The following is a 25422-nucleotide window of genomic DNA, read 5'->3' on the forward strand; positions in this document are numbered from 1 at the left end:
GACGTCAGCCCTGCTTCTCGCCTGGGCCGCCGGCACCGAAAGTGGCCTTGACGATTTCGCCGATGCCGCCGACCGCGCCGATCACCTGGCTGGCCTCCAGCGGCATCAGCACCACCTTGCTGTTGTCGGCCGCCGCCAGCTGGCCGAGCGCTTCGATGTACTTCTGCGCGACGAAGTAGTTGACTGCCTGCACGTTGCCGCTGGCGATGGCCTGGGACACCACGCGGGTCGCCTCGGCTTCGGCCTGAGCCGCCCGTTCGCGCGCCTCGGCCTCGAGGAAGGCGGCCTGGCGTTCGCCCTCGGCACGCAGGATCTCGGCCTGCTTGTGGCCTTCGGCGGTGAGGATGGCGGCCGAGCGCGAGCCCTCGGCCTCGAGGATCTGCGCGCGCTTGAGGCGTTCGGCCTTCATCTGGCTGGCCATGGCTTCGACCAGGTCGGCGGGCGGGCTGATGTCCTTGATCTCGATGCGGGTAATCTTGATGCCCCAGGGCGCGGTGGCTTCGTCGACCGTCTTGAGCAGCCGTTCGTTGATCGCGTCGCGCTGGCTGAGCATGGCGTCCAGCTCCATGGAGCCGAGCACGGTGCGGATATTGGTCATCACCAGGTTGCGGATGGCGTGCTCCAGGTTGTTCACCTCGTAGGCGGCCTGGGCGGCGTTGATCACCTGGAAGAAGCACACCGCGTCGATCTGCACGATGGCGTTGTCGGCGCTGATCACTTCCTGCGGCGGGATGTCCAGCACGCTTTCCATGACGTTGAGCCTGCGCCCGATGCGGTCCATCACCGGCACTATGATGTTGAGCCCGGGCTTGAGCGTGGTGGTGTAGCGGCCGAAGCGCTCCACCGTCCACTCCGAGCCCTGCGGCACCACCTTGAAGCCCATGTAGACGATGGCCAGAGCCAGGCCGACGAACAGCAGCAGGACGCCACCGATTTCCATAAAGCGATCTCCCTCTTGCGTGCGTGCAGTTGACCGTCGCGACGTGACGAACGGCCTTGTCGGCATCTAAGCATAGCCGCTGGCCAATTGCCGCCGACCCCTTCTCACTGCCTGGCGGCGATGGCGCGCTGCATATCGGGCTGAGATGCAGCGCTCAGGCCTTGCGCGCGGGCCAGGGCGGCGATCAGCTGGGCGTCGCGGGCATAGATGTCGGGGGCGTAGCGCAGGGTGCCGTCGCTGCGCGCCTCCACCGTCCAGTAGGCGATCAGCAGCGGCACAGGCTGCTGCAGGCGGTATTCCTGGGTCTTGCCGCTGGCGATGCGCTGCTGCACCGGCTCCAGCTCCTGCGGCCGGAGCAGCCAGGCCAGCAGGGTGCCCACCGCCTCGACGCGCACGCAGCCGGAGCTGAACACCCGCGGCGACTTGTCGAACAGGCGCTGGCTAGGGGTGTCGTGCAGGTACACCGCGAAGGGGTTGGCGAAGCGCAGCGCCACCCGGCCCAGCGGGTTGCGCGTGCCGGCGGCCTGGCGCAGGACGATGGCGCCGGGGTTGTCCCAGTCCACCAGCTCCGGGTCGAGCGGCTGGCCGTCGCGATCGAGCACGCTGAGCTCCTGCTGGGCGAGGTAGGCGAGATCGTCGCGGATCGCCGGCAGCTTGTCCTCGCGCAGGATGGTCGGCGGCACCGTCCAGGTGGGGTTGAGCGTCAGACGCTGGATGCGCGAGGCCAGCAGCGGCGTTTCGCGACCGGCGCGGCCGACCTGGGTGCGGGTGCGCCACAGCACCCGTTGCTGGCGCAGCACCAGCAGCTCGGCGGCGGCGACGTTGATCAGCACCTCGGTCGCGGCCAGGTCGTCGGCCAGCCAGCGCAGGCGCTCCAGGTTGATGCGCAGCTGGGCACGGCGCATCGGCGCGGCGACGTTCAGTTCGGCCAGGCTGGCCGGGCCGAGGATGCCGTCGGGATTCAGCCCGTGGTCGTCCTGGAAGGCCTGCAGGGCCAGCACCGTGGCCGGGTCGAAGGCTTCGCCGGCAACCGTCGTCACGCTTAGGTAGCCCTCGGCGCGCAGGCGTTCGCGCAGCGCCGGCACCCGTGCATCGCGGCGCTGCGCCTTGAGCAGCGGGCCGTCGGCCAGGGGCTGCCAGTCGGCCAGCGGCCGCTGGCGCAATTCGGCGTAGGCGGCGCGCAGGCGGCGGTAGGTGATGCCGGCCGGGCGCGCCGCGGCGAAGGCCTCGGCCGGTGCCTGCAGGTGCAGCAGGGCGAGCGACAGGGTGGCCAGGCGCAGGTCCGGCAGCGGGTTGGCGGGCGAATGCCACAGGCTTTCCTGGCGCGGCGGTGGCAGGCGCCCGCGCCGCAGATGGAGCAGCGCCTGCAGGTAGCTGTGGCTGTGCAGCAGCTCGCTGCACGGGCCGTCGTACGCGGGCAGGGCGTATTCGTCGGGCTCCAGGCCGTCGTCGGCGAGGGCGGCGAGCTGCGCCGCGAGCTGCTGGCGTCGGCTGGCGTCGGCCCAGGCCGGCTGGTTCTCGCGCTGGGCGTAGAAGTCGCGCAGTTGCTGGCGCGCGTTATCGTCTAGATTTGTCGGTAAGGGTGCGCAGTGCTGCGGCAGCTGCTCCAGCAACGGGCGCAGGTCGGCGCTGGCGGCAGCATCCGTGGTGGCGACCAGTGGCAGGGTGAGCAGCAGGCCGCTCAGGTAAGATGCACGTTTTTTGAACAACATACTGCTCCAGTCCTTGGCTCAGAAAAGGCGCCACCCGGGTCGGCGCCGCGCGTCCAGTATAGGCGGGCCGCCATGGGATTCAGCGACAGGACGTCCCGGAGTCTGTGCGCAGAGGTGATTACGCAGATGTTTGGACGTATCGGCCGGTGCTGGTTGGCGGGTTTGTGGCTGCTCGGTGCGCCGCTGTGGGCGAGCGCGGCGCAGGATGAGCTGTTCGCCGAGCTGGCGCGGCAGGCTCCCGGGCTCGAGCCGCAGGCGCTGCGCCATGCCCTGGCGGCCATGCAGTGCGCGGTCAACCATGGGGCCGGCGATGCCCGGCGCCTGGCGGTGATCGACTATTCGCGGCCGTCGACCGAGCGCCGCCTGTGGATCTTCGACCTGCAGCGCAAGCGCCTGCTGCTACGCGACTTCGTCGCCCATGGCCGGCGCTCCGGGGAGAACTTCGCCGAGGCCTTCTCCAACGACCTGGGCAGCCACCAGACCAGCCTCGGCCTGTTCCGCACCGCCGAGAGCTACCGCGGCAAGCACGGCTATTCGCTGCGCATGGATGGCCTGGAGCCCGGCCTCAACGACCTGGCGCGCGAACGTGCGATCGTCATCCACGGCGCCGACTACGTGAACCCGCGCTGGGTGCAGCGGCATGGCCGCATCGGCCGCAGCCTGGGTTGTCCGGCGGTGCGCCGCGAGGTGGCGCGGCTGGTGGTCGATCAGCTCAAGGGCGGCCAGTTCCTCTTCGCCTGGCACTCCGACCCGCGCTGGCTGGCGGGCTCGGCCTACCTGGCGTGCAAGCCGCAGCAGATGGCGGCATTGAGCCGCGCTGGCGAGGGGTAGGTTGGCGCTGAGCGCAGCGAAGCCCAACGGGGAGTGCGCAGCACTCCGCCCGGCGTCCGCCAGCACCGCTGCCTAGCCCGGTTTCGGCATTACGTCGAGCATCGCCCGTAGGGCTTCGTCACAGGCTCTCAGCCCAACCTACGCCGCGCATTAGCGCAGGCCATGCACCCGTTCAAGCCGCCGCAGATGGCGGTATCGAGCCGCCAGCCGAGCGTTGCGCCCCGGATGCGTCACTTCTGCTCGCTCTGCGGGGTCACCCGCAGCACTTCCTCGATGGTGGTCAGGCCGGCGGCGACCTTCTGCGCGCCGGACAGGCGCAGGCTGCGCATGCCTTCCTTGAACGCCGCGCGGCGCAGGGCGACGAGGTCGGTGTCGGCGGTGATCAGCGGCTTGATCGCATCGCTCAGCAGCATGATCTCGTACACCCCGGCGCGGCCGCGGTAGCCGGTGTCGCGGCATTCCAGGCAGCCCACGGCCTGCTGCGCGCCGGTCGGCAGCGGCGCGCTCCAGGGTTTGGTCAGGCTCTGCCAGCCGTCCTCGTCCAGTTGCAGCGGCGCCTTGCAGTGCGGGCACAGGGTGCGCACCAGGCGCTGGGCCATGACGCCGAGGATGGTGGCCTTGAGCAGGTAGTGCGGCACGCCCAGTTCGAGCAGGCGGGTGATGGCGCTCGGCGCGTCGTTGGTATGCAGGGTCGACAGCACCAGGTGGCCGGTGAGCGCCGCCTGGATCGCCATTTCCGCGGTCTCCAGGTCGCGGATCTCGCCGACCATGATGATGTCCGGGTCCTGGCGCATCAGCGCGCGCACGCCGCTGGCGAAGGTCAGGTCGATATTGTGCTGCACCTGCATCTGGTTGAAGGCGCCCTCGATCATCTCGATCGGGTCCTCGATGGTGCAGACGTTGACCTCGGCGGTGGCCAGCTGCTTGAGCGTGGTGTACAGCGTGGTGGTCTTGCCCGAGCCGGTCGGCCCGGTGACCAGGATGATGCCGTTGGGCTGGCGGGTCATGCTCTCCCAGCGGCGCAGGTCGTCGGCGGAGAAACCCAGCTGGTCCGGGCTCTTCAGCAGCACCTCGGGGTCGAAGATACGCATCACCATCTTCTCGCCGAAGGCGGTGGGCAGGGTCGACAGGCGCAGCTCCACCTCGCCGCCGTCCGGGGTCTTGGTCTTGACCCGGCCGTCCTGCGGCTTGCGTTTCTCCGCCACGTTCATCCGGCCCAGGGACTTGAGGCGGCTGACCACCGCCATGGTCACCTGCGGCGGGAACTGGTAGACGGTGTGCAGCACGCCGTCGATGCGAAAGCGCACGCTGCCCTGTTCGCGGCGCGGCTCGATATGGATATCGCTGGCACGCTGCTGGAAGGCGTACTGGAACAGCCAGTCGACGATATTGACGATATGCGCGTCGTTGGCGTCCGGCTCCTGGTCCTGGGCGCCGAGGCTGAGCAGTTGCTCGAAGTTGCCGACGCCGCTGATCTTCTGATCCACCGAGGTGGCGCCGCTGACCGAGCGGGCCAGGCGGTAGAACTCCACGGTAAAGCGCTGGATGTCCGCCGGGTTGGCCACCACCCGCTTGATCGGGCGCTTGAGCACGTGCACCAGGTTGGCTTCCCAGCTGTGCACCAGCGGCTGGCTGCTGGCGATGGTGACGCTCTCGGCATCCACCGCCACGGCGAGAATCTTGTGCCGTTGGGCGAAGGCATAGGACATCAGTGGGGTGATGGCCGGCACGTCGATCTTCAGCGGGTCGATGCGCAGGTAGGGCTGGCCGGCGAACTGCGCCAGCCAGACGGTGAGGCTCTCCAGGTCGAGCTTCTTGCCCGGGCGGCTGAGGTCGTCGACCTGCTGCGCGGCGAGAAACTCCAGCGGGTGCTGCTGGTGGTTCAGCGAACTGCGACGAATCGCCAGGCACTGCTCGGCCGCGTCCTGACCGACCCGGCCCTGGGCGACCAGCTCGCGCAGCAGGTCGCCGAGATCCAGTACGCGGTCTTGGGCGGTGGTGGCGAAGGCGGACATGCGGGCTCCTCGGTGGTTCAGCCTGAACAAGCGTAGCCGCTAGGATGCCCGAAAAGCGCGGACGGGGCTAAGGCCCCGGCGTGACCCATTACCCAGTGCGCAGCGCCACCTGCTCCGGGCTGTGATCCAGCTGCCGCCAGTCGACCTGCCAGACGCACACCAGGCCGCGCAGTTTCTCCGCCAGCACCCTGGCGCGATGCAGCGACAGGCCGTGCAGCTGCAGCCGCACCTGCAGGTCGCCGTCCTGGCGCAGCACCTGCAGCTGTTGCGGCAGCAGCTGCAACTGGGCGAACAGGCCGAGCAGGCGACACAGCACGTCGGCCTCGGCCTCGGTGCGCAGGCGGTATTCGACGGCCGACTCGGGGCGATCCTGCCAGGGATCGCGGCGGCTGTGCGGAGCGGGGAAGGGCGTGGCGTCGGGCATGGCGGCATCTCGCGGTGGATTTGCTCCAGTTTCGCCCTTCGCGCGGCAAAAGTTCTGCCTGGTTTTCTGTGAAAACCCGGGTTTTGTGGATAGTCTTGCCGTTGACTGCCGTTATCGAGGAATTTTTATGTCCGTCGCCTTGGATGTTTACGACCAGCGCATTCTCGCCCTGCTGCAGGAGGACGCTGGCCTCTCCACCGCCGAGATCGCCGAGCGCGTCGGCCTGTCGCAATCGCCCTGCTGGCGGCGCATCCAGCGGCTCAAGGAGGAGGGGGTGATCCGCCGCCAGGTGACCCTGCTCGAGCGCAAGAAGGTCGGCCTGCACACCCAGGTGTTCGCCCAGGTCAAGCTCAACGCCCACGGCCGCTCCAACCTCACCGAGTTCGCCGAGGCCATGCGCGAGTTTCCCGAGGTGCTGGAGTGTCACGTGCTGATGGGCGCTGTGGACTTCATGCTGCGTATCGTCACCCGCGACATCGAGGCCTACGAGCGCTTCTTCTTCGAGAAGCTGTCGCTGGTGCCGGGCATCCAGGAGGTCAACTCCATCGTCGCCCTGTCGGAGATCAAGTCCACCACCAGCTTGCCGTTGGCTTAGGCGGCGCTGCGCGGCCGCCTGATCCGGGCGCCCGGAGGCGGCCCGGATACAATCCGCGGCTTACTTCACCAGCGCCTTCCAGGGCTTCAGGCTTTGCAGTATCTGCGCCTGGCTGGCGCGCAGCTGGCGCTGCTCGTCGTCGAGCGGCTGCTGGGCCAGCAGCTGGAACTTGTTCAGCTCGCCGTACAGGCGGTCGACCTCGGCCACCTCGAGCACGCCGCGGGCCAGGCGCAGCCAGACCAGCAGGCGCTCCAGGCGCGGCAGCTGCTCGGCCAGGTCTTCCGGTTGCTGCTGGTAGCGGCGCAGTTGCAGCGCCGCGCCTTCCTCGGCGAGCAGGGTCGGCAGCCAGTTGCCCAGCGCCGCGCCGCCCTGGCGGTTGCCGCGGTTGTTGCGCGCGGCGGTCCAGCCGCGGTTCAACAGCCAGTGCGACAGCTGCAGCGACAGCAGGCCCCAGCGGCAGCCGTCCAGCTCGGCGGCGAACAGCGCCGGGGCGTTGCGCCGCATGCTGTCGTCCAGCTGGCCGGCGGCCAGGCGCGGGCGCCAGTCGGCCAGCAGGGCGTCGAGCTGCTCGCGCAGTTCCCGCGAGCTGGCGCGCGGCGCGGCCTGGCCGAGGCTGGCGAGCAGCGCGCGCAGGTCGACCAGTTGCTGCAGCCAGTCCTGCAGCAGGCTCCAGTGTCCGTTGAAGCGGTATTGCTCGGCCAGGCGCTGGCTGGCGCCGAGCAGGTGCCAGGCGAGGGCGGCGAAGGCATCGTCCAGGGGCATCTCGGCGCTCGGCTGCGGCGCCGGCAGGCTCAGGCTGTAGCTGCCGGCGTCGAACAGACGGTAGCCACGCTCGGCCTTGCTGATGTCGCAGGGCATCAGCGGCAGCTCGGCGGCCAGCTCGCAGGCCAGCTCCAGCAGCGCGGCGGGTTCGCCCTGGCGCAGTTCCAGCTCCAGCTCGCAGATTTCTTCCTCGCCCTCGCCGGCGATCACCTTGCCCAGGTCCAGAGCGGCCTCGATGACCACCTTGGCCTTGCCGCGGCCCCAGGCGATCTCGGCCTTCTCGCGCACGAAATCGGTGGAGAACAGCGGCTGCAGGGTCTTCTTGTCCAACTCGGCCAGGCTGGCCGGCCAGCAGCTGTCGTCGAGCTTCTTCAGGTCCAGGTTGGGCTTGGCCAGGTACCAGTCCCACTCGTTGCGTTCGGACAGGCCGGCGACGCTCTGGCCGCGGGTCTTCAGGGTCTGGATATATTGCTCGCCGTCGCGGCGCAGGCGCAGCGCGACACGGGCCCCGGCCAGCTCGCGGGCCGGGGTGTCGTAGTACTGGTTGAACAACTCGGCGCGCTGCCAGCCGCTCTTGTTGCGCTTCTTCAGCAGCGGGTGTTCGCGCAGGGCGGCCAGGGTGGCACGGCTGGCGCGCAGTTTGATTTCGGTTTCTTTGACCATGGTCGGAAGCGAGGTGCCTTGTATGAAAATATGACAGTCCGATGACGCGCGCTGGCGATAGACGAAGGCGATCCCTATACTTGCCGCCTTCTCAAAACGGGGGCTTACCCTATGCCTATCAATCCCTTTGTCAGCCTGTTCGGTCGTTCACCCATCGGCCCCATGCAACAGCATATCGCCAAGGCCAATGAGTGCGCGGCGAACCTGGTGCCCTTCTTCGAGGCCGTGATGGCCGAGGACTGGGATCGGGTGGAACAGGTGCAACAGGAGATGTCCCGGCTCGAGCACGAGGCCGACAAGCTGAAGAAAAGCGTGCGCCTGCACCTGCCCAAGAGTCTGTTCCTGCCGGTGCCGCGCTCGGACCTGCTGGAGCTGCTCAGTGTACAGGACAAAGTCGCCAACCGTGCCAAGGACATCGCCGGGCTGATGCTCGGCCGCCAGATGGCCATTCCGCAGGCGCTGCAGCCGTTGATGCGCACCTACGTGCAGCGCAGCGTGGATGCCAGCGCCCAGGCGCTGAAGGCGATGAACGAGCTGGACGAGCTGCTGGAAACCGGCTTCGCCGGCCGCGAAGCGGTGCTGGTGGAGACCCTGATCGAGGAGCTGGGCGTGATCGAGCAGGACACCGATCGCCTGCAGATCGAGGTGCGCCGCAACCTGTTCAAGCTGGAGAAGGACCTTCCCCCGGTCGATGTGATGTTCCTCTATCAGATCATCGACTGGATCGGCGATGTCGCCGACCGCGCCCAACGTGTGGGCAACCGACTGGAACAACTGCTGGCGCGCTAAGCGCCAGTGTCCTTTCTGGGATCTACGGAAAACTAACTTATGTCTCTGATTGCGGACTACGGGCTGATTCTGCTCGTTCTTGCCTGCCTTTTCGGTTTTTTCATGGCCTGGGGTGTTGGGGCCAACGATGTAGCCAATGCCATGGGTACATCCGTTGGCTCGCGTGCACTGACCATCAAACAGGCGATCATCATCGCCATGGTCTTCGAGTTCTGCGGCGCCTACCTGGCCGGCGGTGAAGTCACCGAAACCATCAAGAACGGCATTGTCGATGCTTCGCTGATCAGCCCCAACCTGATGGTGCTGGGCATGATGTCGGCGTTGCTGGCGGCCGGCAGCTGGCTGCTGGTGGCCTCGACCAAGGGCTGGCCGGTATCCACCACCCATACCATCGTCGGCGCGGTGATCGGCTTCGCCGCGGTCGGCGTGTCGGTGGATGCGGTGCACTGGGGCGGCGTCGGCCCCATCGTCGCCAGCTGGGTGGTCACCCCGCTGCTCGCCGGGATCATCTCCTTCGGCCTGTTCGTCAGCGTGCAGAAGCTGATCATCGACACCGACAACCCCTTCCTCAATGCCAAGCGCTACGTGCCGCTGTACATGTTCCTCACCGGTTTCATGATCTCGCTGATGACCATGACCAAGGGCCTCAAGCACGTCGGCCTGAACCTCTCCAGCAGTGAAGGCTTCATGCTTTCGCTGGGCATCGGCGCTGCCGTCATGCTGCTCGGCATCGCCCTGCTCAGCCGCATTCATGTCGACGCCGAAGCCGACAAGGCCTTCCACTTCGCCAGCGTGGAGAAGGTGTTCGCCGTGCTGATGATCTTCACCGCCTGCGCCATGGCCTTCGCCCACGGCTCCAACGACGTGGCCAACGCGGTCGGTCCGCTGGCGGCCATCGTCGGCGTGATCCAGAGTGGCGGCGACCTGGCCGCCGGCGAGAAGTCTCTGGTGCCGGGCTGGATTCTGCTGCTCGGCGCGGTGGGCATCGTGGTCGGCCTGGCCACCTACGGCTACAAGGTGATCGCCACCATCGGCAAGGAAATCACCGAGCTGACCCCCAGCCGCGGTTTCGCCGCCGAGCTGGCCGCCGCCACCACCGTGGTCAGCGCCTCCGGCCTGGGCCTGCCGGTGTCCACCACCCACACCCTGGTCGGCGCCATTCTCGGCGTCGGCCTGGCGCGCGGTATCGGTGCGCTGAACCTGGGCATGATCGGCAAGATCTTCCTGTCCTGGATCATCACCCTGCCGGTGGGCGCGGCGCTGTCGATCCTGTTCTTCTTTATCCTGCGCGGGCTGTTCGGCGGCGTCTGACGGTTCCCTCCCGGCCGGCGATGCCCCTATGATGGGGCATCGTCCCAGGAGAGCACCGATGCCGCTGCCGTCCTTCCAAGAGCAATTCGCCGCGCTGATCGCCGCGCCGTCGGTGAGCTGCACCCAGCCGCACTGGGATCAGAGCAACCGGCCGGTGATCGAGCTGCTCGCCGCCTGGCTCGGCGACCTCGGCTTCGCCTGCGAAACCCAGCAGATCGCCCCCGGCAAGTTCAACCTGCTGGCCAGCTACGGCAGCGGCCCCGGCGGCCTGGTGCTGGCCGGCCACAGCGACACTGTGCCGTTCGACGCCGCCCTTTGGCAGAGCGACCCGCTCAAACTGACCGAGGTCGACGGACGCTGGGTCGGCCTCGGCAGTTGCGACATGAAGGGCTTCTTCGCCCTGGCCATCGAGGCCGTGCGGCCCTTGCTCGATCAGCCCTTCCAGCAACCGCTGCTGATTCTCGCCACCTGCGACGAAGAAAGCTCGATGGCCGGCGCCCGCGCCCTGGCCGAGGCCGGGCGGCCGCTGGGGCGCGCCGCGGTGATCGGCGAGCCGACCGGCCTCAAGCCCATCCGCCTGCACAAGGGGGTGATGATGGAGCGCATCGATATCCTCGGCCAGAGCGGCCATTCCTCCGACCCCAGTCTCGGCCATAGCGCGCTGGAGGCGATGCAGGACGTCATGGGCGAGCTGCGCGGCCTGCGCGCGCAGTGGCAGCGCGAGTTCAACAACCCGCAGTTCGGCGTGCCGCAACCGACCCTGAACCTCGGCTGCATCCATGGCGGCGACAACCCAAACCGCATCTGCGGCCAGTGCGCGCTGGAGTTCGACCTGCGCCCGCTGCCGGGGATGGACCCGGAGCAGCTGCGCGCGGCGATTCGCGGCAAGCTGCAGCCCTTGGCGCTCAAGCACCAGGTGCGCATCGACTACGGCCCGCTGTTCCCGGCGGTGCCGCCGTTCGAGCAGGCCGCCGACGCCGAACTGGTGCGTCTGGCCGAACGCCTCACCGGGCACGCGGCGCAGGCGGTGGGGTTCGGCACCGAGGCGCCTTATCTGCAGCAGCTGGGCTGCGAGACCCTGGTGCTCGGCCCCGGCGACATCGACTGCGCCCACCAGCCCGGCGAGCACCTGGAACTGGCGCGGATCGAGCCGACCGTGCAGTTGCTGCGCCAACTGATCCAACACTATTGTCTGAGTCGGAGCGAAGACGTGCTGCGACGATGAGAGAAGCCTTCGAACCTGCCATGGCGGCTTGACCCGCCCCCTGTCTCGACGCTCACACGGATCTTTCATGCACGACTACGTCAACTGGTTACGCCACGCTTCGCCCTACATCAACGCCCACCGCGACTGCACCTTCGTGGTCATGCTGCCCGGCGAGGGCATCGCCCACCCGAACTTCGCCAATATCGTCCACGACCTGGTGCTGCTGCACAGCCTCGGCGTGCGCCTGGTGCTGGTGCACGGATCGCGCCCGCAGATCGAGGCGCGCCTGGCCGCCCGCGGGCTGACCCCGCACTATCACCGCGACCTGCGCATCACCGACGGGCCGACCCTGGAGTGCGTGATCGACGCCGTCGGCCAGCTGCGCATCGCCATCGAGGCGCGCCTGTCGATGGACATGGCCGCCTCGCCGATGCAGGGCTCGCGCCTGCGCCTGACCAGCGGCAACTTCGTCACCGCGCGGCCGATCGGCGTGCTCGACGGCGTGGATTACCACCACACCGGCGAGGTGCGCCGCATCGACCGCAAGGGCATCAACCGCCAGCTCGACGAGCGCAGCATCGTGCTGCTGTCGCCGCTCGGTTACTCGCCCACCGGGGAAATCTTCAACCTGGCCTGCGAAGACGTCGCCACCCGCGCCGCCATCGACCTGGGGGCGGACAAGCTGCTGCTGTTCGGCGCCGAGGACGGCCTGCTCGACGAGCACGGCCAGCTGGTGCGCGAATTGCGCCCGCAGCAGGTGCCGGCGCACCTGGCGCGCCTGGGCAGCAACTACCAGGGCGAGCTGCTCGATGCCGCGGCCGAGGCCTGCCGTGGCGGCGTCAAGCGCAGCCATATCGTCAGCTACGCCACCGACGGCGCCCTGCTCAGCGAGCTGTTCACCCGCACCGGCAACGGCACCCTGGTGGCCCAGGAGCAGTTCGAGTCGTTGCGCGAGGCGACCATCGAGGATGTCGGCGGGCTGATCGAGCTGATCAGCCCGCTGGAGGAGCAGGGCATCCTGGTGCGCCGTTCGCGCGAGGTGCTGGAGCGCGAGATCGAGCAGTTCAGCGTCGTCGAGCGCGAGGGGCTGATCATCGCCTGCGCCGCGCTCTATCCGCTGGCCGACTCCGACTGCGGCGAGCTGGCCTGTTTGGCGGTCAACCCGGATTATCGCCACGGCGGCCGCGGCGACGAGCTGCTGGCGCGGATCGAGGCGCGGGCGCGGGCGCTGGGGCTCAAGACCCTGTTCGTGCTCACCACGCGCACCGCCCACTGGTTCCGCGAGCGCGGCTTCGAGCCGAGCAGCGTCGAACGCATGCCGGCGGCGCGCGCCTCGCTGTACAACTACCAGCGCAATTCCAAGGTGTTCGAGAAGACCTTGTAGAGGGGCGAATGCGCTGGGAAGGGCTTTAGCCGCGACTTGGTTGACCGGTCGCGGCTAAAGCCCCTCCCACGATGCGTGCAGAACCTCAGGCGCTGTGCTGCTGCAGGCGCAGCTGCTCGAAGCCGTCGTCCCAGCCGGCCTCCCAGGCCGCGGCGGGGACTTCGTCGGGGTAGGGTTGGCGGTCTTTGGCCTGGCCGGTGAGGCCGGCCATATAGCCTTGCTGGTAGGCCTTGGTCAGGCTCTCCAGGCTCCATTGCGGCGTGGCGTCGTCGGCCATGGGCGCTGCTCGTCTGCATCCGTTACCCGCCATGCTAGCCGCCCAGGCACGCCGCGACGCGGCCGCCCATCCCGGCTTTTGCTCCGTTGGCGGCCTTTGTGATGCAGTCGACGAATCTCGCTCGGCGCCGGCCAGCGGCCGTTGCTCCCGCGGAGTGGGGCGTCAGGGGCGCAAGCGGTGGGCTGCGGCCCGCCCCACAGGGCGTGCGGCCGTCGATTTGCAGGGGGCTGGGTAGCCCCCTTACACCGCCAGGGCCAGGATGCTGGCCTGGTAGGCGGCGACGAAGGCATCGAAGTCGCCTTGCGGCTGGGCTTCCAGCTCGGCCTGTTCGGCCAGCGAGCGCTGCGCGGCCTGCTCGAACGCGGCCTGCTGCTCGGTGTCGAGCGGCCGGCTGCGCAGGTACTCGGCGTGGCGCCGGCTCTGCTGCAGGGCGAAGTCGGCGAAGCTGGTGCCCTGGCGCAACGCCGCCAGCACCTGCGCCGAGGGCGTCAGGTCGGCGTCCTCGACCTTGGCCTGTTGCGCCGCCAGGGCCTCGCCGTGCGCCGCGCCGCCCTGGCTGCGGTCGAGCAGCTCGGCCAGCGGGCGGATCTGCTCGATCAGCTCCAGGGCCCAGGTCTTGAGTTCCACCGGGCGGCCGTCGCGCTGCAGGTGCAGGCCGGGACGGCGGCCTTCCTTGACCACCTTGAGGAAGTTGTCGGTGCAGCTGCGGCACTCGCCGCCTTCCAGCAGCGGGCTGTCCGCCAGCGCGCAGAACAGCAGGAAGGCGTCGATAAAGCGCGATTCGCTGAGGTCAAGGCCCAGCGGCAGGAAGGGGTTGATGTCCAGGCAGCGCACTTCCACGTACTGCACGCCGCGGCTCATCAGCGCCTGGATCGGCCGTTCGCCGCTGCGGGTGACGCGCTTGGGGCGGATGCTCGAGTAGTACTCGTTCTCGATCTGCAGGATGTTGGTGTTCAGCTGCAGCCACTCGCCGTCGCGTTTGATGCCGGCCTCGACATAGGCCGGGTAGGGCGTGGCCACGGCCAGGCGCAGGCTGTCGGTGTAGCTGGCCAGGTCGTTGTAGCAGGGCGTCAGGCCGGACTGGGCGCTGCTCTGGTAGCCCAGATCGCTCATGCGCAGGCTGGTGGCATGGGGCAGGTACAGGGTGCTGGCGTCCAGTTCCTGCAACTGGTGCGGGCGGCCGCGCATGAAGCCCTTGTCCAGCGCCGGCGAGGCACCGAACAGGTACATCAAGAGCCAGCTGTAGCGGCGGAAGTTGCGGATCAGCGCGATATAGCGCGCCGACTGGTAGTCGCGCGCGCTCTGCGTGTCGCCTTCGGCCTGCTGTTGCAGCTGCCACAGGCCTTCGGGCAGGGAGAAGTTGTAGTGAATGCCGGCGATGCACTGCATGGTCTTGCCGTAGCGCAGCGCCAGGCCCTTGCGGTAGACGTACTTGAGCCGGCCGATATTGGAGCTGCCGTAGCGGGCGATAGGGATAGTTTCTTCATCCGGCAAGGCGCAGGGCATCGACGGGCTCCACAGCAGCTCGTCGCCCAGCTTGGCGTAGGCGAAGCGGTGGATGCGTTCCAGCTCGTCGAGGGTGGCCGCCGGGTCGGTGGCGGTGCCGGTGATGAATTCCAGCAGCGATTCGGAATAGTCGGTGGTGATCTGCGCATGGGTCAGCGCCGAGCCCAGCCCCTGCGGATGCGGGGTCAGGGCCAGCTGGCCGTCCTGGTCGATGCGCAGGCATTCGCGTTCGATGCCGTGCAGGCACTGGCCCAGCAGGGACAGGTGGGCCGGCTCGCCGAGCAGGGCCAGGCGGCGGGAGAGAAGGTCGCTCAAGATGCACTTCCTAACTGGGCAGTCGCCACAATATGGGGATCGCCCCGGCACTCTGCAAGGGGCGAACGGTTACCCAGGTTAGACCAGCCCGAGCGGCGCCGATTACACGCAGGCGAAGGTGCCTTGTGCCTTGGCGACCAGCTTGTCGCCCTGCAGTACTTCCGCTTCCACCACCTGAGTACGGCGCCCGGCGTGCAGCACCTTGGCGTGGCACAGCACGCTGCCTTCGGACACCGGGCGGATGTAGTTGATCTTGCACTCCAGGGTCACGCTGCTCGGCCCGCCATCGCCGAGGCTGTGGCTGGCCTGGCCCATGGCGGTGTCGATCAGCGAGAACAGTGCGCCGCCGTGCAGCTTGCCGTGCAGGTTGCGCAGCTCGTCGGTGAGGCTCAGGCGCACACGCGCCTCGCCGCCGCCGACCTGGAGAATCTCCAGGCCGAGCAGGCGGGAAAAGGCGCTGCTGGCGCCGACGTTATCGCTCGTGCTCATTTCTTCAACTGCTTGGCGTTGGCGAACAGGGCGGCCATGCCGCCGCTGGCGGGGGCCGGTTTGTCCTGGCTGGAATGACGCTCGCTGCGCGGCGCGTTGCCGCCACGGTTGCCAGCGCGCGATTGTCCGCCGCGTTGGCCGTCGACCTTCTCGCCGGGGGTATCGCCCATGCGCATGGACAGGGCGATGCGGTTGCGCGGGATATCCACCTCCATCACCTTGACCTTGACCACGTCGCCGGCCTTGACCGCCTCGTGCGGGTCCTTGATGAACTTCTCCGACAGCGCGCTGATATGCACCAGGCCGTCCTGGTGCACGCCGATGTCGACGAAGGCGCCGAAGTTGGTGACGTTGGTCACCACGCCTTCCAGCACCATGCCCAGCTCGAGGTCCTTGAGGGTTTCCACGCCTTCCTGGAACTCGGCGGTCTTGAACTCCGGACGCGGGTCGCGGCCGGGCTTGTCCAGTTCCTTGAGGATGTCGCCGACGGTGACCAGGCCGAAGCGCTCGTCGGTGAACTTGGCCGGGTCGAGGCGCTTGAGAAAGCCCGAGTCGCCGATCAGCGAGCGGATGTCGCGGCCGGTGTCCTGGGCGATGCGCTCGACCAGCGGGTAGGTTTCCGGGTGCACCGCGGAGGCGTCCAGCGGGTTGTCGCCGTTCATCACGCGGAGGAAGCCGGCGGCCTGCTCGAAGGTCTTCTCGCCCAGGCGCGGCACCTTCTTCAGCTCGGCGCGGGTCTTGAACGCGCCGTTCTGGTCGCGATGGGCGACGATATTCTGCGCCAGGGTCGCATTCAGCCCGGAGATGCGCGCCAGCAGCGCGGCGGAGGCGGTGTTCACATCGACGCCAACGGCGTTCACGCAGTCCTCGACCACCGCGTCCAGCGAGCGCGCCAGCTTGAGCTGCGACACGTCGTGCTGGTACTGGCCGACGCCGATGGATTTCGGGTCGATCTTCACCAGCTCGGCCAGCGGGTCCTGCAGGCGGCGGGCGATGGACACGGCGCCGCGCAGCGACACGTCGAGATCGGGGAACTCGCGCGCGGCCAGCTCCGAGGCCGAGTACACCGAGGCGCCGGCCTCGGAGACCATCACCTTGGTCAGCTTCAGGCCCGGCACCTTCTTGATCAGCTCGGCGGCCAGCTTGTCGGTCTCGCGGCTGGCGGTGCCGTTGCCGATGGAGATCAGGTCGACGCCGTGCTTGGCGCACAGCTTGGCGAGGACCGCCAGGGTGCCGTCCCAGTCGTTGCGCGGCGCGTGCGGGTAGACGGTGGCGGTTTCCAGCACCTTGCCGGTGGCATCGACCACCGCCACCTTGCAGCCGGTACGCAGGCCCGGATCCAGCGCGAGGGTGGCGCGCGGGCCGGCCGGCGCGGCCAGCAGCAGGTCGTGCAGGTTGCGGGCAAACACGGCGATGGCCTCGTCCTCGGCCTTCTCGCGCAGCTCGCCGAGCAGGTCGGTTTCCAGGTGGTTGTACAGCTTGACCTTCCAGGTCCAGCGCACCACCTCGGCCAGCCACTTGTCGGCGGCGCGGCCTTGCGCGCTGATGCCGAAGCGCTCGCCGATCATCAGCTCGCAGGGGTGCAGGGTGCCGGGCAGCTCCTCGCCGACCTTCAGGCTGGCGCTGAGGATGCCCTCGTTACGGCCGCGGAAGATCGCCAGGGCGCGGTGCGACGGCACGCCCTTGAGCGCTTCGTCGTGCTCGAAGTAGTCGCTGAACTTGGCCCCTTCGTGTTCCTTGCCCGGCACCAGGCGGGCGCTGAGGGTGGCGTGGTCCTTGAGGAAGCTGCGCAGCTTGTCGAGCAGGCTCGCATCCTCGGCGAAGCGCTCCATCAGGATGTACTTGGCGCCTTCGAGCACGGCCTTCACATCGGCGAAGCCCTTGTCGGCGTCGATAAAGCGTTCGGCTTCGCTTTCCGGGCTCAGCTCGGGGTTGCCGAACAGCGCATCGGCCAGCTCGCCGAGGCCGGCTTCCAGGGCGATCTGGCCCTTGGTGCGGCGCTTCTGCTTGTACGGCAGATACAGGTCTTCCAGGCGCGTCTTGGTGTCGGCCAGGGCGATCTCGCGCTTGAGTTCGGGAGTGAGCTTGCCCTGCTCCTCGATGCTGGCGAGGATCGCCACGCGGCGCTCGTCCAGTTCGCGCAGGTAGCGCAGGCGCTCTTCCAGGTGGCGCAGCTGGGTGTCGTCGAGGCTGCCGGTCACCTCTTTGCGGTAACGGGCGATAAAGGGCACGGTGGAACCTTCGTCGAGCAGGGCCACGGCGGCGGCGACCTGTTGCGGGCGCACGCCCAGTTCTTCGGCGATGCGGTTGTTGATGCTGTCCATAAAAAAGCTACCCACAGGGCGGCCATGCCGGCGGCACGGCGCGCGCGAATCAATTGAGTCGACTTGGCCGTGAGCGCCCTTGCCCGCGTCCATGCCATGGCGGCAGAGGGGCGGAGGAGGGGCGCTGCGCGACTGCCAGGTCGAGGCGGCGGCGCATTATAAACACCGCATCCGCCGGCGCTGGGAACCGTTCGGGGAAAAATCTGCTAACAATGGCTGGAGCGCCCGCCAGGGCGCCTGAGCCATAATGCCGCCATTCCAGCCTGGCCGCGCGGCGCGCGAGCGGGCTTCAGCCAAGGAGTTGCCATGAGCCACAGCGCCCCCGCCGCCGAAGGCGAGAAGATCCTGATCGTCGACGACGACGCCCGTCTGCGTCGCCTGCTCGAGCGTTTCTTCGACGAACAGGGTTATCGCGTGCGCGCCGTGGAGAACGTCGAGCAGATGGATCGCCTGCTGGCCCGCGAGCTGTTCAACCTGGTGGTGCTCGACCTGATGCTGCCCGGCGAGGACGGCCTGTCCGCCTGCCGCCGCCTGCGCGAGGCGAACAACCAGATCCCGATCATCATGCTCACCGCCAAGGGCGACGAGTCCAGCCGCATCCAGGGCCTGGAGCTGGGCGCCGACGACTACCTGGCCAAGCCGTTCAATCCGCGCGAGCTGCTGGCGCGGATCAAGGCCGTGCTGCGCCGCCAGGCGCCGGTGGTGCCGGGCGCGCCGGGCAGCGAGGACGAGAGCGTCAGCTTCGGCGAGTACGAGCTGTCGCTGGCCACCCGCGAGCTGAAGCGCGGCGAGCAGGTGCACATGCTCACCACCGGCGAGTTCGCCGTGCTCAAGGCGCTGGTGCAGCATGCGCGCGAGCCGCTGACCCGCGACAAGCTGATGAACCTGGCCCGCGGCCGCGAGTGGGACGCCCTGGAGCGCTCCATCGACGTGCAGATCAGCCGCCTGCGCCGGCTGATCGAGCCGGATCCGTCCAAGCCGCGCTATATCCAGACGGTGTGGGGCGTGGGCTATGTGTTCGTGCCGGACGGCAATAAGTGATTCCTGGGTTGGCGCTGCGCGGAGCGAAGCCCAACGCCCACTGCGTCCTCTCCGATAGCCCGGCGTCGGGCTTCAGCGCTGCGCGCCTCAACCCAACCTACATCGAAGCGTTATGAAAACCCCGCTCTGGTTCCCGCAAAGCTTCTTCGCCCGTACCCTCTGGCTGGTGTTGATCGTCGTGCTGTTCTCCAAGGCGCTGACCCTGGTCTATCTGATGATGAACGAGGACGTGCTGGTCGACCGCCAGTACAGCCACGGTGCGGCGCTGACCCTGCGCGCCTACTGGGCGGCCAACCCCGCGGAGCGCGAACACATCGCCCAGGCCGCCGGGCTCAAGCGCATCCCCCGCGACAAGGTGCCGGCCAGCGAGCAGCACTGGCCCTACAGCGAGATCTTCCAGCGCCAGATGCAGACCGAGCTGGGGCCGGACACCGAGGTGCGGGTGCGCGCCACCACGCCGCCGGCGCTCTGGGTGCGCGCGCCGAGCCTGGGCGACGAGTGGCTGCGGGTGCCGATGTACCCGCACCCGCTGCGCGGCCAGCGCATCTGGAGCGTGCTCGGCTGGTTCCTCGGCATCGGCCTGCTGTCCACCGCGGCGGCCTGGATCTTCGTCCGTCAGCTCAGCGCGCCGCTCAAGCGCCTGGTGTTCGCCGCCCGCCAGCTGGGTCAGGGGCGCAGCGTGCGCCTGCCGATCAGCGACACGCCGAGCGAGATGGCCGAGGTCTACCGCGCCTTCAACCAGATGGCCGAGGACGTCGAGCAGGCGGCGCGCGAGCGCGAGCTGATGCTGGCCGGGGTGTCCCACGACCTGCGCACGCCGCTGACTCGCCTGCGCCTGGCGCTGGAATTCATGCAGAGCGATTCCGAACTGACCGAGGACATGGTGCGCGACATCGAGGACATGGACGCCATCCTCGACCAGTTCCTCGCCTTTATCCGCGACGGCCGCGACGAGCCGGTGGAGCAGGCCGACTTCGCCGAACTGGTGCGCGAGACGCTGGCGCCCTACAACCAGAACGGCGAGCGCGTGCGCCTGTGCCTGGAGGCCATTCCGCCCTTCCCGCTGCGCCGGGTGTCGATCAAGCGCCTGCTCACCAACCTGGTGGAGAACGCCCTCAATCATGGCGGCGGCGACGCCGTGGAAGTGGTCGCCAGCCTGGCCGGCGACCACAACGCGCCCTACGTGGTGCTCAGCGTGCTGGACCGCGGCAACGGCATCGACCCGGCCGAGCTGGACAGCATCTTCAACCCCTTCATTCGCGGCGACCGCGCCCGCGGCGGGCGTGGCACCGGCCTGGGCCTGGCCATCGTCAAACGCATCGCCGCGCTGCACGGCGGCAGCGTGGAGCTGCGCAACCGCTCCGGCGGCGGCCTGGAGGCGCGCGTGCGCCTGCCGCTGGGGCTGCTGCTGCCGCGCGACGCGGTCTGAGCGACTCGGGCGACCAGCCGTCCGAGCCGGCCGAGGCATGCTGGCAATCTGCGGTCAGAGGCTCTGGCGCTGGGCTATGCTGTGCCAGCGTACCCACTCGAGGCCCGCATGCCCGCCGCCTTATCCGACCGCCTGCCCAAATGGACTTGGTGGCTGCCGCTGCCGCTTTTCCACCTGGGAACCTGGTTATCCCTGACCACCCGCCTGGATGACGGGGTGGCGCTGTGCTACCTGCCGCTGCTGCTCGGCCTGGTGCTGTGCCTGTGGTGGGGGCCGCGGGTGCTGCCGGCGCTGTACCTCAACGCCCTGCTCAGCACGCCCTTGTGGGGCCTGCCCTGGCAGTGGGCGCCGCTTTATGCCGTGCCGGAAACCGCCGCGGTGGCGCTGGGCTGGTGGCTGTTGCGGCGCCAGCCGTTCGACCCCGCGCTCGGCCGCCTGGCCGATCTGCTGCGCTTTCTCGCCTTCGGCGTGCTGCTGCCGACCACCCTGGTGGCCTTCGGTCTGCAGGGCAACCTGTGGCTCACCGGCCTGCAGGGCGGCGAGCAGTGGGCGCTGGCCGTGCTGGGGGTGTGGCTGAGCGACGGCATCGGCCTGCTGGCGCTGGCGCCGCTGCTGCTGGCCTACGCCAGCCCGCTGCTGCGCGTGCGTGGCTGGTTGCATAAGGACGTGCCGGACGCCGCACCGGCGCTGAGCCTCAGCCGCTCGCCGCTGGGCTGGCTGTTCGCCGGCGGTGCCCTGCTGCTCTTGGCGGCGCTGCTCGGCAGCCTGCCGACGCTGCTCGGCCTGCCACTGCTGGGCATCTGCATGCTGGTGCTGGCCCTGCGGCACGCCTTCGCCGGGGCGTTGTACGGCGTGGTCCTGGCCTTCGCCGCGACCCTGCTGCTGCCGCTGCTGCGCGATGGCCTCGGCCTCGGTGCTCCGGATCTGCAACGCAGCCAGCTGCAACTCACCGTGCTGTTGCTGATGAGCGCCGCGCTGCTGGTCGGCCGCGCCCTCGGCGACCTGCGCCAGGCACTGGCGCGTAGCGCGCAGATGCAGCAGCAACTGGCGCGCGCCAACCTGGCCATGGAGGCCAGCCCGTTGGGGGTAACCATCGCCGACGCGCGCCAGCCCGACCTGCCGCTGATCTACTGCAACCCGGCGTTCAGCCGCATCACCGGCTACACCGTCGAGGAGGTGCTGGGGCGCAACTGCCGCTTCCTCGCCGGCGACGACCGCCACCAGCGCGACCTGAAACAGCTGCGCGCGGCGCTGCGCGAGGGGCGCAGCGGCCATGCGGTGCTGCGCAACTACCGCAAGGACGGCAGCCCGTTCTGGAACGAGGTGGTGCTGGCGCCGATGCGCGACGAGCAGGGCATCAGCCACTTCGTCGGCCTGCAGCACGACGTCACCGAGCGCGAGGAGCTGGCCGCCAAGGTCGAGCAGCAGCGCCTGGCCATGCTGCGCCAGAGCCACCTGTTCAGCCAGACCGAGAGCATCGCCGACATCGGCGGCTGGGTGCTGGAGCTGGCCGACCTGAGCATGTTCTGGAGCGAGGGCTGCTACCGCATCGTCGGCCGCGACCTGGCGCTCGGCGCACCGCTGCTGGAGCAGGCGCTGGACTACTACGACGGCGCCAGCCAGGCGCTGATCCGCGCCAACCTGGCCGAGGCGCTGGCCGGGCGCAATCACTTCGACCTGGAGGCGCGCCTGGCGGCGCGCAACGGCTGGGTGCGTCTGCGCGGGGTGGCCGAGCGCGACGGCACGACGCTGGTGCGGGTCTACGGCGCGATCCAGGACATCAGCGAGCGCAAGCGCGCCGAGCAGCAGCTGCGCGAGCGCGACGAACGCCTGCGCCTGTTCTTCGAGGCGCCGCTGATCGGCATGGCCCTGACCACGCCGACCTTCGGCTGGGAGGAGGTCAACCACAAGCTGTGCGCCATCCTCGGCCGTTCGCGCGAGGAGCTGCTGCGCTGCACCTGGGACGAGCTGTCGCATCCAGACGACCTGGCCGCCGAGCAGCAGCAACTGGATGCGGTGCTGGGCGGCAGCAGCGACGGCTTCGAGCTGGACAAGCGCTTCCTGCGCGCCGACGGCCAGCAGGTGCACACCCGCCTCAGCCTGCGCGCGGTGCGCAACGGCCAGGGCCGTCCGGGCATGTTCCTGCTGCTGGTGGAGGACGTCAGCGCCCGTCGCGAGGCCGAGGCGCGCTATCGCACCCTGGTCGAGCACGCGCCCGAGGCGATCATGCTGTTCACCCCCAAGGGCGGCATGGTCGATTTCAACGAGAACGCCCTGCGCCTGTTCCGCTACCGCCGCGAGGAACTGCTGGGCAAGACGGTGCTGGAGATCAGCCCGCTGCGTCAGGCCGACGGCCAGCTCTCGGCGGAGATCGGCAAGGTGCATCTCAAGCGCGCCATCGCCGGCGAGGCACCGGTGTTCGAATGGCTGCATCGCGACAGCGCCGGCCGCCAGCTGCCCTGCGAGGTGCGCCTGGTGCGCATGCCCGGCGAGCAGCTGCTGATCCGCGGCAGCGTCACCGATATCTCCGAGCGCCAGCGCTACCAGCGCGAGATCGAGCGCCTGGCCTACAGCGACGAACTGACCGGGCTGCCCAATCGCCGCCTGCTGCTCGACCGCCTGCAGCACGCCATGGACCGCGAGGCGCGCGAGGGACGCCTGGGTGCGCTGCTGTTCATCGACCTGGATCACTTCAAGACGGTCAACGACAGCCTCGGCCACCTGATCGGCGATGCCCTGCTGCGCGAGGTGACCAGCCGCCTGGCGCGCGAGCTGCGCGCCGAGGACACCCTGGCGCGGCTCGGCGGCGACGAGTTCGTGGTGCTGCTGGAGGCGCTCGGCGACGACCCGCGGGTGGTCGCCGAACACGCCGCGGCGGTGGGCGACAAGCTGCTGCGCGGCCTGCTCGGCAGCTGCACCATCGACGGCCACGAGCTGTCGATCAGCGCCAGCATCGGCATCGCCCTGCACCCGCTGGAGCGGCAGAACGCCGCCGACGTGCTCAAGCAGGCCGACACCGCGATGTACCGGGCCAAGCACGCCGGGCGCAACGCCTTGCATTTCTTCGCCCCGGAAATGCAGGCGGCCATCGACCAGCGCCTGCAGCTGCAGAGCGAGCTGCGCCAGGCCATCGCCCGCGAGCAGCTACACCTGGTGTTCCAGCCGCAGCTGGCGTTGGCCACCGGCAAGGTGGCCGGCGCCGAGGTGCTGCTGCGCTGGCGTCACCCGGAGCGCGGCGAGATCGCCCCGGATCAGTTCATCCCCCTGGCCGAGGAAACCGGGCTGATCCAGGACGTCGGCCACTGGGTGCTGGAGCAGGCCTGCGCGGCGCTGACGCGCTGGCATCGGCAGTGGCCGCAGCTGGTGCTGGCGGTCAACCTCAGCCCGCGCGAGCTGCGCCAGGCCGATTGCGTGGCGCGTATCCAGGCCTGCCTGCAGCGCCATGGCGTGGCGCCGGCCTCGCTGGAGCTGGAGATCACCGAGGGGGTGCTGCTGGAGGACGTCGACCAGTGCATCGCCACCATGCAGCGGCTCAAGGCCCTCGGCGTGCGCTTCGCCATCGACGATTTCGGCACCGGCTACTCGTCGCTGACCTACCTCAAGCGCCTGCCGCTGGACCGATTGAAGATCGACCGCAGCTTCGTCGCCGACCTCGACGGCGAGGAGAGCGGACGCCTGCTGGTGCAGACCATCCTGGTGATCGCCCGCAACCTCGACCTGGAGTGCGTGGCCGAAGGCATCGAACGCGCCGCCCAGTTGGAGCTGCTGCGCGAGCACGGCTGCTCGCTGGGCCAGGGCTACCTGCTCAGCCGGCCGCTGGCGGAAGCGGAGTTTCTCGCCTGGCTGGAGGCGCACCACCGCTAGAGTGGCGCGGTACCGCCCAGGCCGTGTGGGGAGAAGGGGGAGGGGGCGTTTGCGGCCGACCCGGTGTAGCGCGGCTCAGCCACGCCCCTTGGTACGGGTCTGCCCGGGTTCGGCGTACTTTTCTAGGTGTTCGACGATGATCCCGGCGACGTCCTTGCCGGTGGTGGTCTCGATGCCTTCCAGGCCCGGCGAGGAGTTCACCTCCATCACCAGCGGGCCGTGATTGGAGCGCAGGATGTCCACCCCGGCTACGTTCAGCCCCATCACCCGGGCGGCGCGCACCGCGGTCATGCGCTCCTCGGGGGTGATCTTGATCAGGCTGGCGGTGCCGCCGCGGTGCAGGTTGGAGCGGAACTCGCCGGCCTTGGCCTGGCGCTTCATCGAGGCGATCACCTTGTCGCCGACCACGAAGCAGCGGATATCGGCGCCGCCGGCCTCCTGGATGTACTCCTGGACCATGATGTCCTGCTTGAGACCGAAGAAGGCTTCGAGCACCGACTCGGCCGCCTTGTGCGTCTCGGCCAGCACCACGCCCTTGCCCTGGGTGCCTTCCAGCACCTTGATCACCAGCGGCGCACCGCCGACCATCTGGATCAGGTCGGGGATGTCGTCGGGGGAGTGGGCGAAGCCGGTCACCGGCAGGCCGATGCCCTTGCGCGACAGCAGCTGCAGGGCGCGCAGCTTGTCGCGCGAGCGGCTGATGGCGACCGATTCGTTGAGCGGGTAGACGCCCATCATCTCGAACTGGCGCAGCACCGCGCAGCCATAGAAGGTCACCGAGGCGCCGATGCGCGGGATCACCGCGTCGAAGCCTTCCAGCGCCTGGCCGCGGTAGTGGATCTGCGGCTTGTGGCTGGCGATGTTCATATAGGCGCGCAGGGTGTCGATCACCTGCATCTCGTGGCCGCGCTGCTGCCCGGCCTCCACCAGACGGCGGGTGGAATACAGGCGCGGGTTGCGCGACAGCACGGCGATCTTCATTGGGCACCTGGAACGGAGGAGGGCAGGGTGGGTTTGTCTTGCACGTAGCTGAGCGCCGGGTTGACCACCAGTTGCCCGGCGATCAGCGCCTTGGAACCGAGCAGCACGCGGTAGCGCATGGTCTTGCGGCAGGCCAGGGTGAACTCCACCGGCCACAGGCGATCGCCCAGGGCCAGGTGGGTGCGGATCACGTAGCGGCTTTGCGCCAGGCCGTTGGAACTCTTGATGCGCTTGACCGAGACCATCTGCGCCTCGCAGCGGTGGCGGCGCTGCACCTGGGTGCCGAGGTAGGCGGTGAAGCGCACCCAGTCCTCGCCATCGCGCTGGAACGGCTGGATATCGCTGGCGTGCAGGCTCGAGGTGCTGGCGCCGGTGTCGATCTTGGCGCGCAGGCCGATGATGCCGAGCTCGGGCAGGTTGATCCACTCGCGCAGGCCGATCACGCTGAGCTGGTCGAAGGTCTTCAAGCGGGCGGTATCCCTCTGCGGCTGACAGGCCTATGATTTCGCGCATTCTAGTAGCGCCGTGTGACAACTGCATCAGGCAGTTTCTGCCGGCTGGCA

General features: G+C 68.8%; 20 protein-coding genes. 9 read left to right on the top strand and 11 right to left on the bottom strand.

The features are described from left to right. Positions 1 to 4: 4 nt before the first annotated feature. Together ACW9UL_RS01430 and ACW9UL_RS01435 are read right to left on the bottom strand one after the other, a co-directional pair. Positions 5 to 940, bottom strand: a complete 936-nt coding sequence (locus ACW9UL_RS01430) for an SPFH domain-containing protein (protein ID WP_021444759.1) — start codon at positions 938 to 940, stop codon at positions 5 to 7. Positions 941 to 1044: 104 nt separating this feature from the next. Beyond that, positions 1045 to 2649, bottom strand: coding sequence for a L,D-transpeptidase family protein (locus tag ACW9UL_RS01435; RefSeq protein ID WP_457790895.1), 1605 nt, complete (start codon positions 2647 to 2649; stop codon positions 1045 to 1047). Positions 2650 to 2778: 129 nt separating this feature from the next. On the opposite strand from ACW9UL_RS01435, the gene ACW9UL_RS01440 reads away from it, so the two are divergent. Beyond that, on the top strand, positions 2779 to 3483 hold the full coding sequence (locus ACW9UL_RS01440; protein ID WP_457788612.1) for a murein L,D-transpeptidase catalytic domain family protein: 705 nt from the start codon (positions 2779 to 2781) through the stop codon (positions 3481 to 3483). A gap of 230 nt (positions 3484 to 3713) precedes the next feature. On the opposite strand, the gene tfpB is transcribed toward ACW9UL_RS01440, so the two are convergent. Together tfpB and ACW9UL_RS01450 are read right to left on the bottom strand one after the other, a co-directional pair. Then, positions 3714 to 5498: a type IV pilus assembly ATPase TfpB gene (gene tfpB / locus ACW9UL_RS01445; protein ID WP_457788613.1), complete on the bottom strand. Its 1785-nt coding sequence runs from the start codon at positions 5496 to 5498 to the stop codon at positions 3714 to 3716. Between the two features lie 88 nt (positions 5499 to 5586). Continuing rightward, positions 5587 to 5922, bottom strand: coding sequence for an ACT-like domain-containing protein (locus ACW9UL_RS01450; protein ID WP_457788614.1), 336 nt, complete (start codon positions 5920 to 5922; stop codon positions 5587 to 5589). Between the two features lie 127 nt (positions 5923 to 6049). On the opposite strand from ACW9UL_RS01450, the gene ACW9UL_RS01455 reads away from it, so the two are divergent. Continuing rightward, a complete protein-coding gene (locus ACW9UL_RS01455) occupies positions 6050 to 6517 on the top strand; it encodes an Lrp/AsnC family transcriptional regulator (RefSeq protein WP_021444163.1) in 468 nt (155 codons plus the stop codon). Positions 6518 to 6577: 60 nt separating this feature from the next. Here the strand turns inward: ACW9UL_RS01455 and ACW9UL_RS01460 are convergent, their stop codons facing one another. Next, on the bottom strand, positions 6578 to 7942 hold the full coding sequence (locus ACW9UL_RS01460) for a CYTH domain-containing protein (protein ID WP_457788615.1): 1365 nt from the start codon (positions 7940 to 7942) through the stop codon (positions 6578 to 6580). Positions 7943 to 8053: 111 nt separating this feature from the next. Between ACW9UL_RS01460 and ACW9UL_RS01465 the strand changes: the two genes are divergently transcribed. From ACW9UL_RS01465 to argA, 4 genes are all read left to right on the top strand, one after another. Continuing rightward, positions 8054 to 8731 carry a TIGR00153 family protein gene (locus ACW9UL_RS01465; protein WP_031303132.1) on the top strand — a complete coding sequence of 226 codons (678 nt, stop codon included), beginning with the start codon at positions 8054 to 8056 and terminating at the stop codon, positions 8729 to 8731. Between the two features lie 39 nt (positions 8732 to 8770). Continuing rightward, positions 8771 to 10042 (top strand): inorganic phosphate transporter, encoded by a 1272-nt coding sequence (locus ACW9UL_RS01470; protein WP_457788616.1) that lies wholly within the window; start codon positions 8771 to 8773, stop codon positions 10040 to 10042. A 58-nt stretch (positions 10043 to 10100) separates the two neighbouring features. Then, complete coding sequence (argE, locus tag ACW9UL_RS01475) at positions 10101 to 11267, top strand: acetylornithine deacetylase (RefSeq protein ID WP_397486824.1); 1167 nt, start codon at positions 10101 to 10103, stop codon at positions 11265 to 11267. Between the two features lie 67 nt (positions 11268 to 11334). Next, a complete protein-coding gene (gene argA, locus ACW9UL_RS01480) occupies positions 11335 to 12633 on the top strand; it encodes an amino-acid N-acetyltransferase (RefSeq protein WP_021444801.1) in 1299 nt (432 codons plus the stop codon). 85 nt (positions 12634 to 12718) lie between these two features. On the opposite strand, the gene rmf is transcribed toward argA, so the two are convergent. The 4 genes from rmf to ACW9UL_RS01500 all read right to left on the bottom strand — a co-directional run bounded on the left by rmf (position 12719) and on the right by ACW9UL_RS01500 (position 17544). After that, complete coding sequence (rmf, locus tag ACW9UL_RS01485) at positions 12719 to 12910, bottom strand: ribosome modulation factor (protein ID WP_021444802.1); 192 nt, start codon at positions 12908 to 12910, stop codon at positions 12719 to 12721. A gap of 240 nt (positions 12911 to 13150) precedes the next feature. Beyond that, positions 13151 to 14731: a glutamate--cysteine ligase gene (gene gshA / locus ACW9UL_RS01490; protein ID WP_457788617.1), complete on the bottom strand. Its 1581-nt coding sequence runs from the start codon at positions 14729 to 14731 to the stop codon at positions 13151 to 13153. A gap of 102 nt (positions 14732 to 14833) precedes the next feature. Further along, on the bottom strand, positions 14834 to 15220 hold the full coding sequence (locus ACW9UL_RS01495; protein ID WP_397495720.1) for a PaaI family thioesterase: 387 nt from the start codon (positions 15218 to 15220) through the stop codon (positions 14834 to 14836). Next, positions 15217 to 17544, bottom strand: a complete 2328-nt coding sequence (locus ACW9UL_RS01500) for a Tex family protein (protein WP_457788618.1) — start codon at positions 17542 to 17544, stop codon at positions 15217 to 15219. Before ACW9UL_RS01500 ends, ACW9UL_RS01495 begins: the two co-directional genes overlap by 4 nt. 306 nt (positions 17545 to 17850) lie before the next feature. On the opposite strand from ACW9UL_RS01500, the gene ompR reads away from it, so the two are divergent. From ompR to ACW9UL_RS01515, 3 genes are all read left to right on the top strand, one after another. Continuing rightward, entirely contained in the window at positions 17851 to 18585 is a 735-nt protein-coding gene (gene ompR / locus ACW9UL_RS01505; RefSeq protein ID WP_021443583.1) for an osmolarity response regulator transcription factor OmpR, read from the top strand. A 112-nt stretch (positions 18586 to 18697) separates the two neighbouring features. Further along, complete coding sequence (locus ACW9UL_RS01510; protein ID WP_122109310.1) at positions 18698 to 20014, top strand: ATP-binding protein; 1317 nt, start codon at positions 18698 to 18700, stop codon at positions 20012 to 20014. Positions 20015 to 20122: 108 nt separating this feature from the next. Continuing rightward, positions 20123 to 23878, top strand: a complete 3756-nt coding sequence (locus ACW9UL_RS01515; protein ID WP_457788619.1) for a bifunctional diguanylate cyclase/phosphodiesterase — start codon at positions 20123 to 20125, stop codon at positions 23876 to 23878. A 75-nt stretch (positions 23879 to 23953) separates the two neighbouring features. Here the strand turns inward: ACW9UL_RS01515 and rimK are convergent, their stop codons facing one another. Next, complete coding sequence (gene rimK / locus ACW9UL_RS01520) at positions 23954 to 24859, bottom strand: 30S ribosomal protein S6--L-glutamate ligase (protein ID WP_021443741.1); 906 nt, start codon at positions 24857 to 24859, stop codon at positions 23954 to 23956. Continuing rightward, positions 24856 to 25326 (bottom strand): retropepsin-like aspartic endopeptidase RimB, encoded by a 471-nt coding sequence (gene rimB, locus ACW9UL_RS01525; RefSeq protein WP_021443740.1) that lies wholly within the window; start codon positions 25324 to 25326, stop codon positions 24856 to 24858. The genes rimK and rimB overlap by 4 nt, the downstream gene beginning before the upstream one ends. Positions 25327 to 25422: the final 96 nt, after the last annotated feature.

It is taken from the genome of Pseudomonas sp. PL-6 (assembly GCF_054110165.1).

Excerpts from the sequence above, each read along its gene's own strand:
- ACW9UL_RS01510 (WP_122109310.1), top strand. The coding sequence starts at position 18,698 with ATGAAAACCCCGCTCTGGTTCCCGCAAAGCTTCTTCGCCCGTACCCTC.
- rmf (WP_021444802.1), bottom strand. The coding sequence starts at position 12,910 with ATGGCCGACGACGCCACGCCGCAATGGAGCCTGGAGAGCCTGACCAAG.
- ACW9UL_RS01515 (WP_457788619.1), top strand. The coding sequence starts at position 20,123 with ATGCCCGCCGCCTTATCCGACCGCCTGCCCAAATGGACTTGGTGGCTG.
- tfpB (WP_457788613.1), bottom strand. The coding sequence starts at position 5,498 with ATGTCCGCCTTCGCCACCACCGCCCAAGACCGCGTACTGGATCTCGGC.
- ACW9UL_RS01440 (WP_457788612.1), top strand. The coding sequence starts at position 2,779 with ATGTTTGGACGTATCGGCCGGTGCTGGTTGGCGGGTTTGTGGCTGCTC.
- ACW9UL_RS01470 (WP_457788616.1), top strand. The coding sequence starts at position 8,771 with ATGTCTCTGATTGCGGACTACGGGCTGATTCTGCTCGTTCTTGCCTGC.
- ACW9UL_RS01495 (WP_397495720.1), bottom strand. The coding sequence starts at position 15,220 with ATGAGCACGAGCGATAACGTCGGCGCCAGCAGCGCCTTTTCCCGCCTG.
- argA (WP_021444801.1), top strand. The coding sequence starts at position 11,335 with ATGCACGACTACGTCAACTGGTTACGCCACGCTTCGCCCTACATCAAC.
- rimK (WP_021443741.1), bottom strand. The coding sequence starts at position 24,859 with ATGAAGATCGCCGTGCTGTCGCGCAACCCGCGCCTGTATTCCACCCGC.
- ACW9UL_RS01430 (WP_021444759.1), bottom strand. The coding sequence starts at position 940 with ATGGAAATCGGTGGCGTCCTGCTGCTGTTCGTCGGCCTGGCTCTGGCC.
- ACW9UL_RS01450 (WP_457788614.1), bottom strand. The coding sequence starts at position 5,922 with ATGCCCGACGCCACGCCCTTCCCCGCTCCGCACAGCCGCCGCGATCCC.
- ompR (WP_021443583.1), top strand. The coding sequence starts at position 17,851 with ATGAGCCACAGCGCCCCCGCCGCCGAAGGCGAGAAGATCCTGATCGTC.
- ACW9UL_RS01465 (WP_031303132.1), top strand. The coding sequence starts at position 8,054 with ATGCCTATCAATCCCTTTGTCAGCCTGTTCGGTCGTTCACCCATCGGC.
- ACW9UL_RS01500 (WP_457788618.1), bottom strand. The coding sequence starts at position 17,544 with ATGGACAGCATCAACAACCGCATCGCCGAAGAACTGGGCGTGCGCCCG.
- argE (WP_397486824.1), top strand. The coding sequence starts at position 10,101 with ATGCCGCTGCCGTCCTTCCAAGAGCAATTCGCCGCGCTGATCGCCGCG.
- ACW9UL_RS01455 (WP_021444163.1), top strand. The coding sequence starts at position 6,050 with ATGTCCGTCGCCTTGGATGTTTACGACCAGCGCATTCTCGCCCTGCTG.
- ACW9UL_RS01460 (WP_457788615.1), bottom strand. The coding sequence starts at position 7,942 with ATGGTCAAAGAAACCGAAATCAAACTGCGCGCCAGCCGTGCCACCCTG.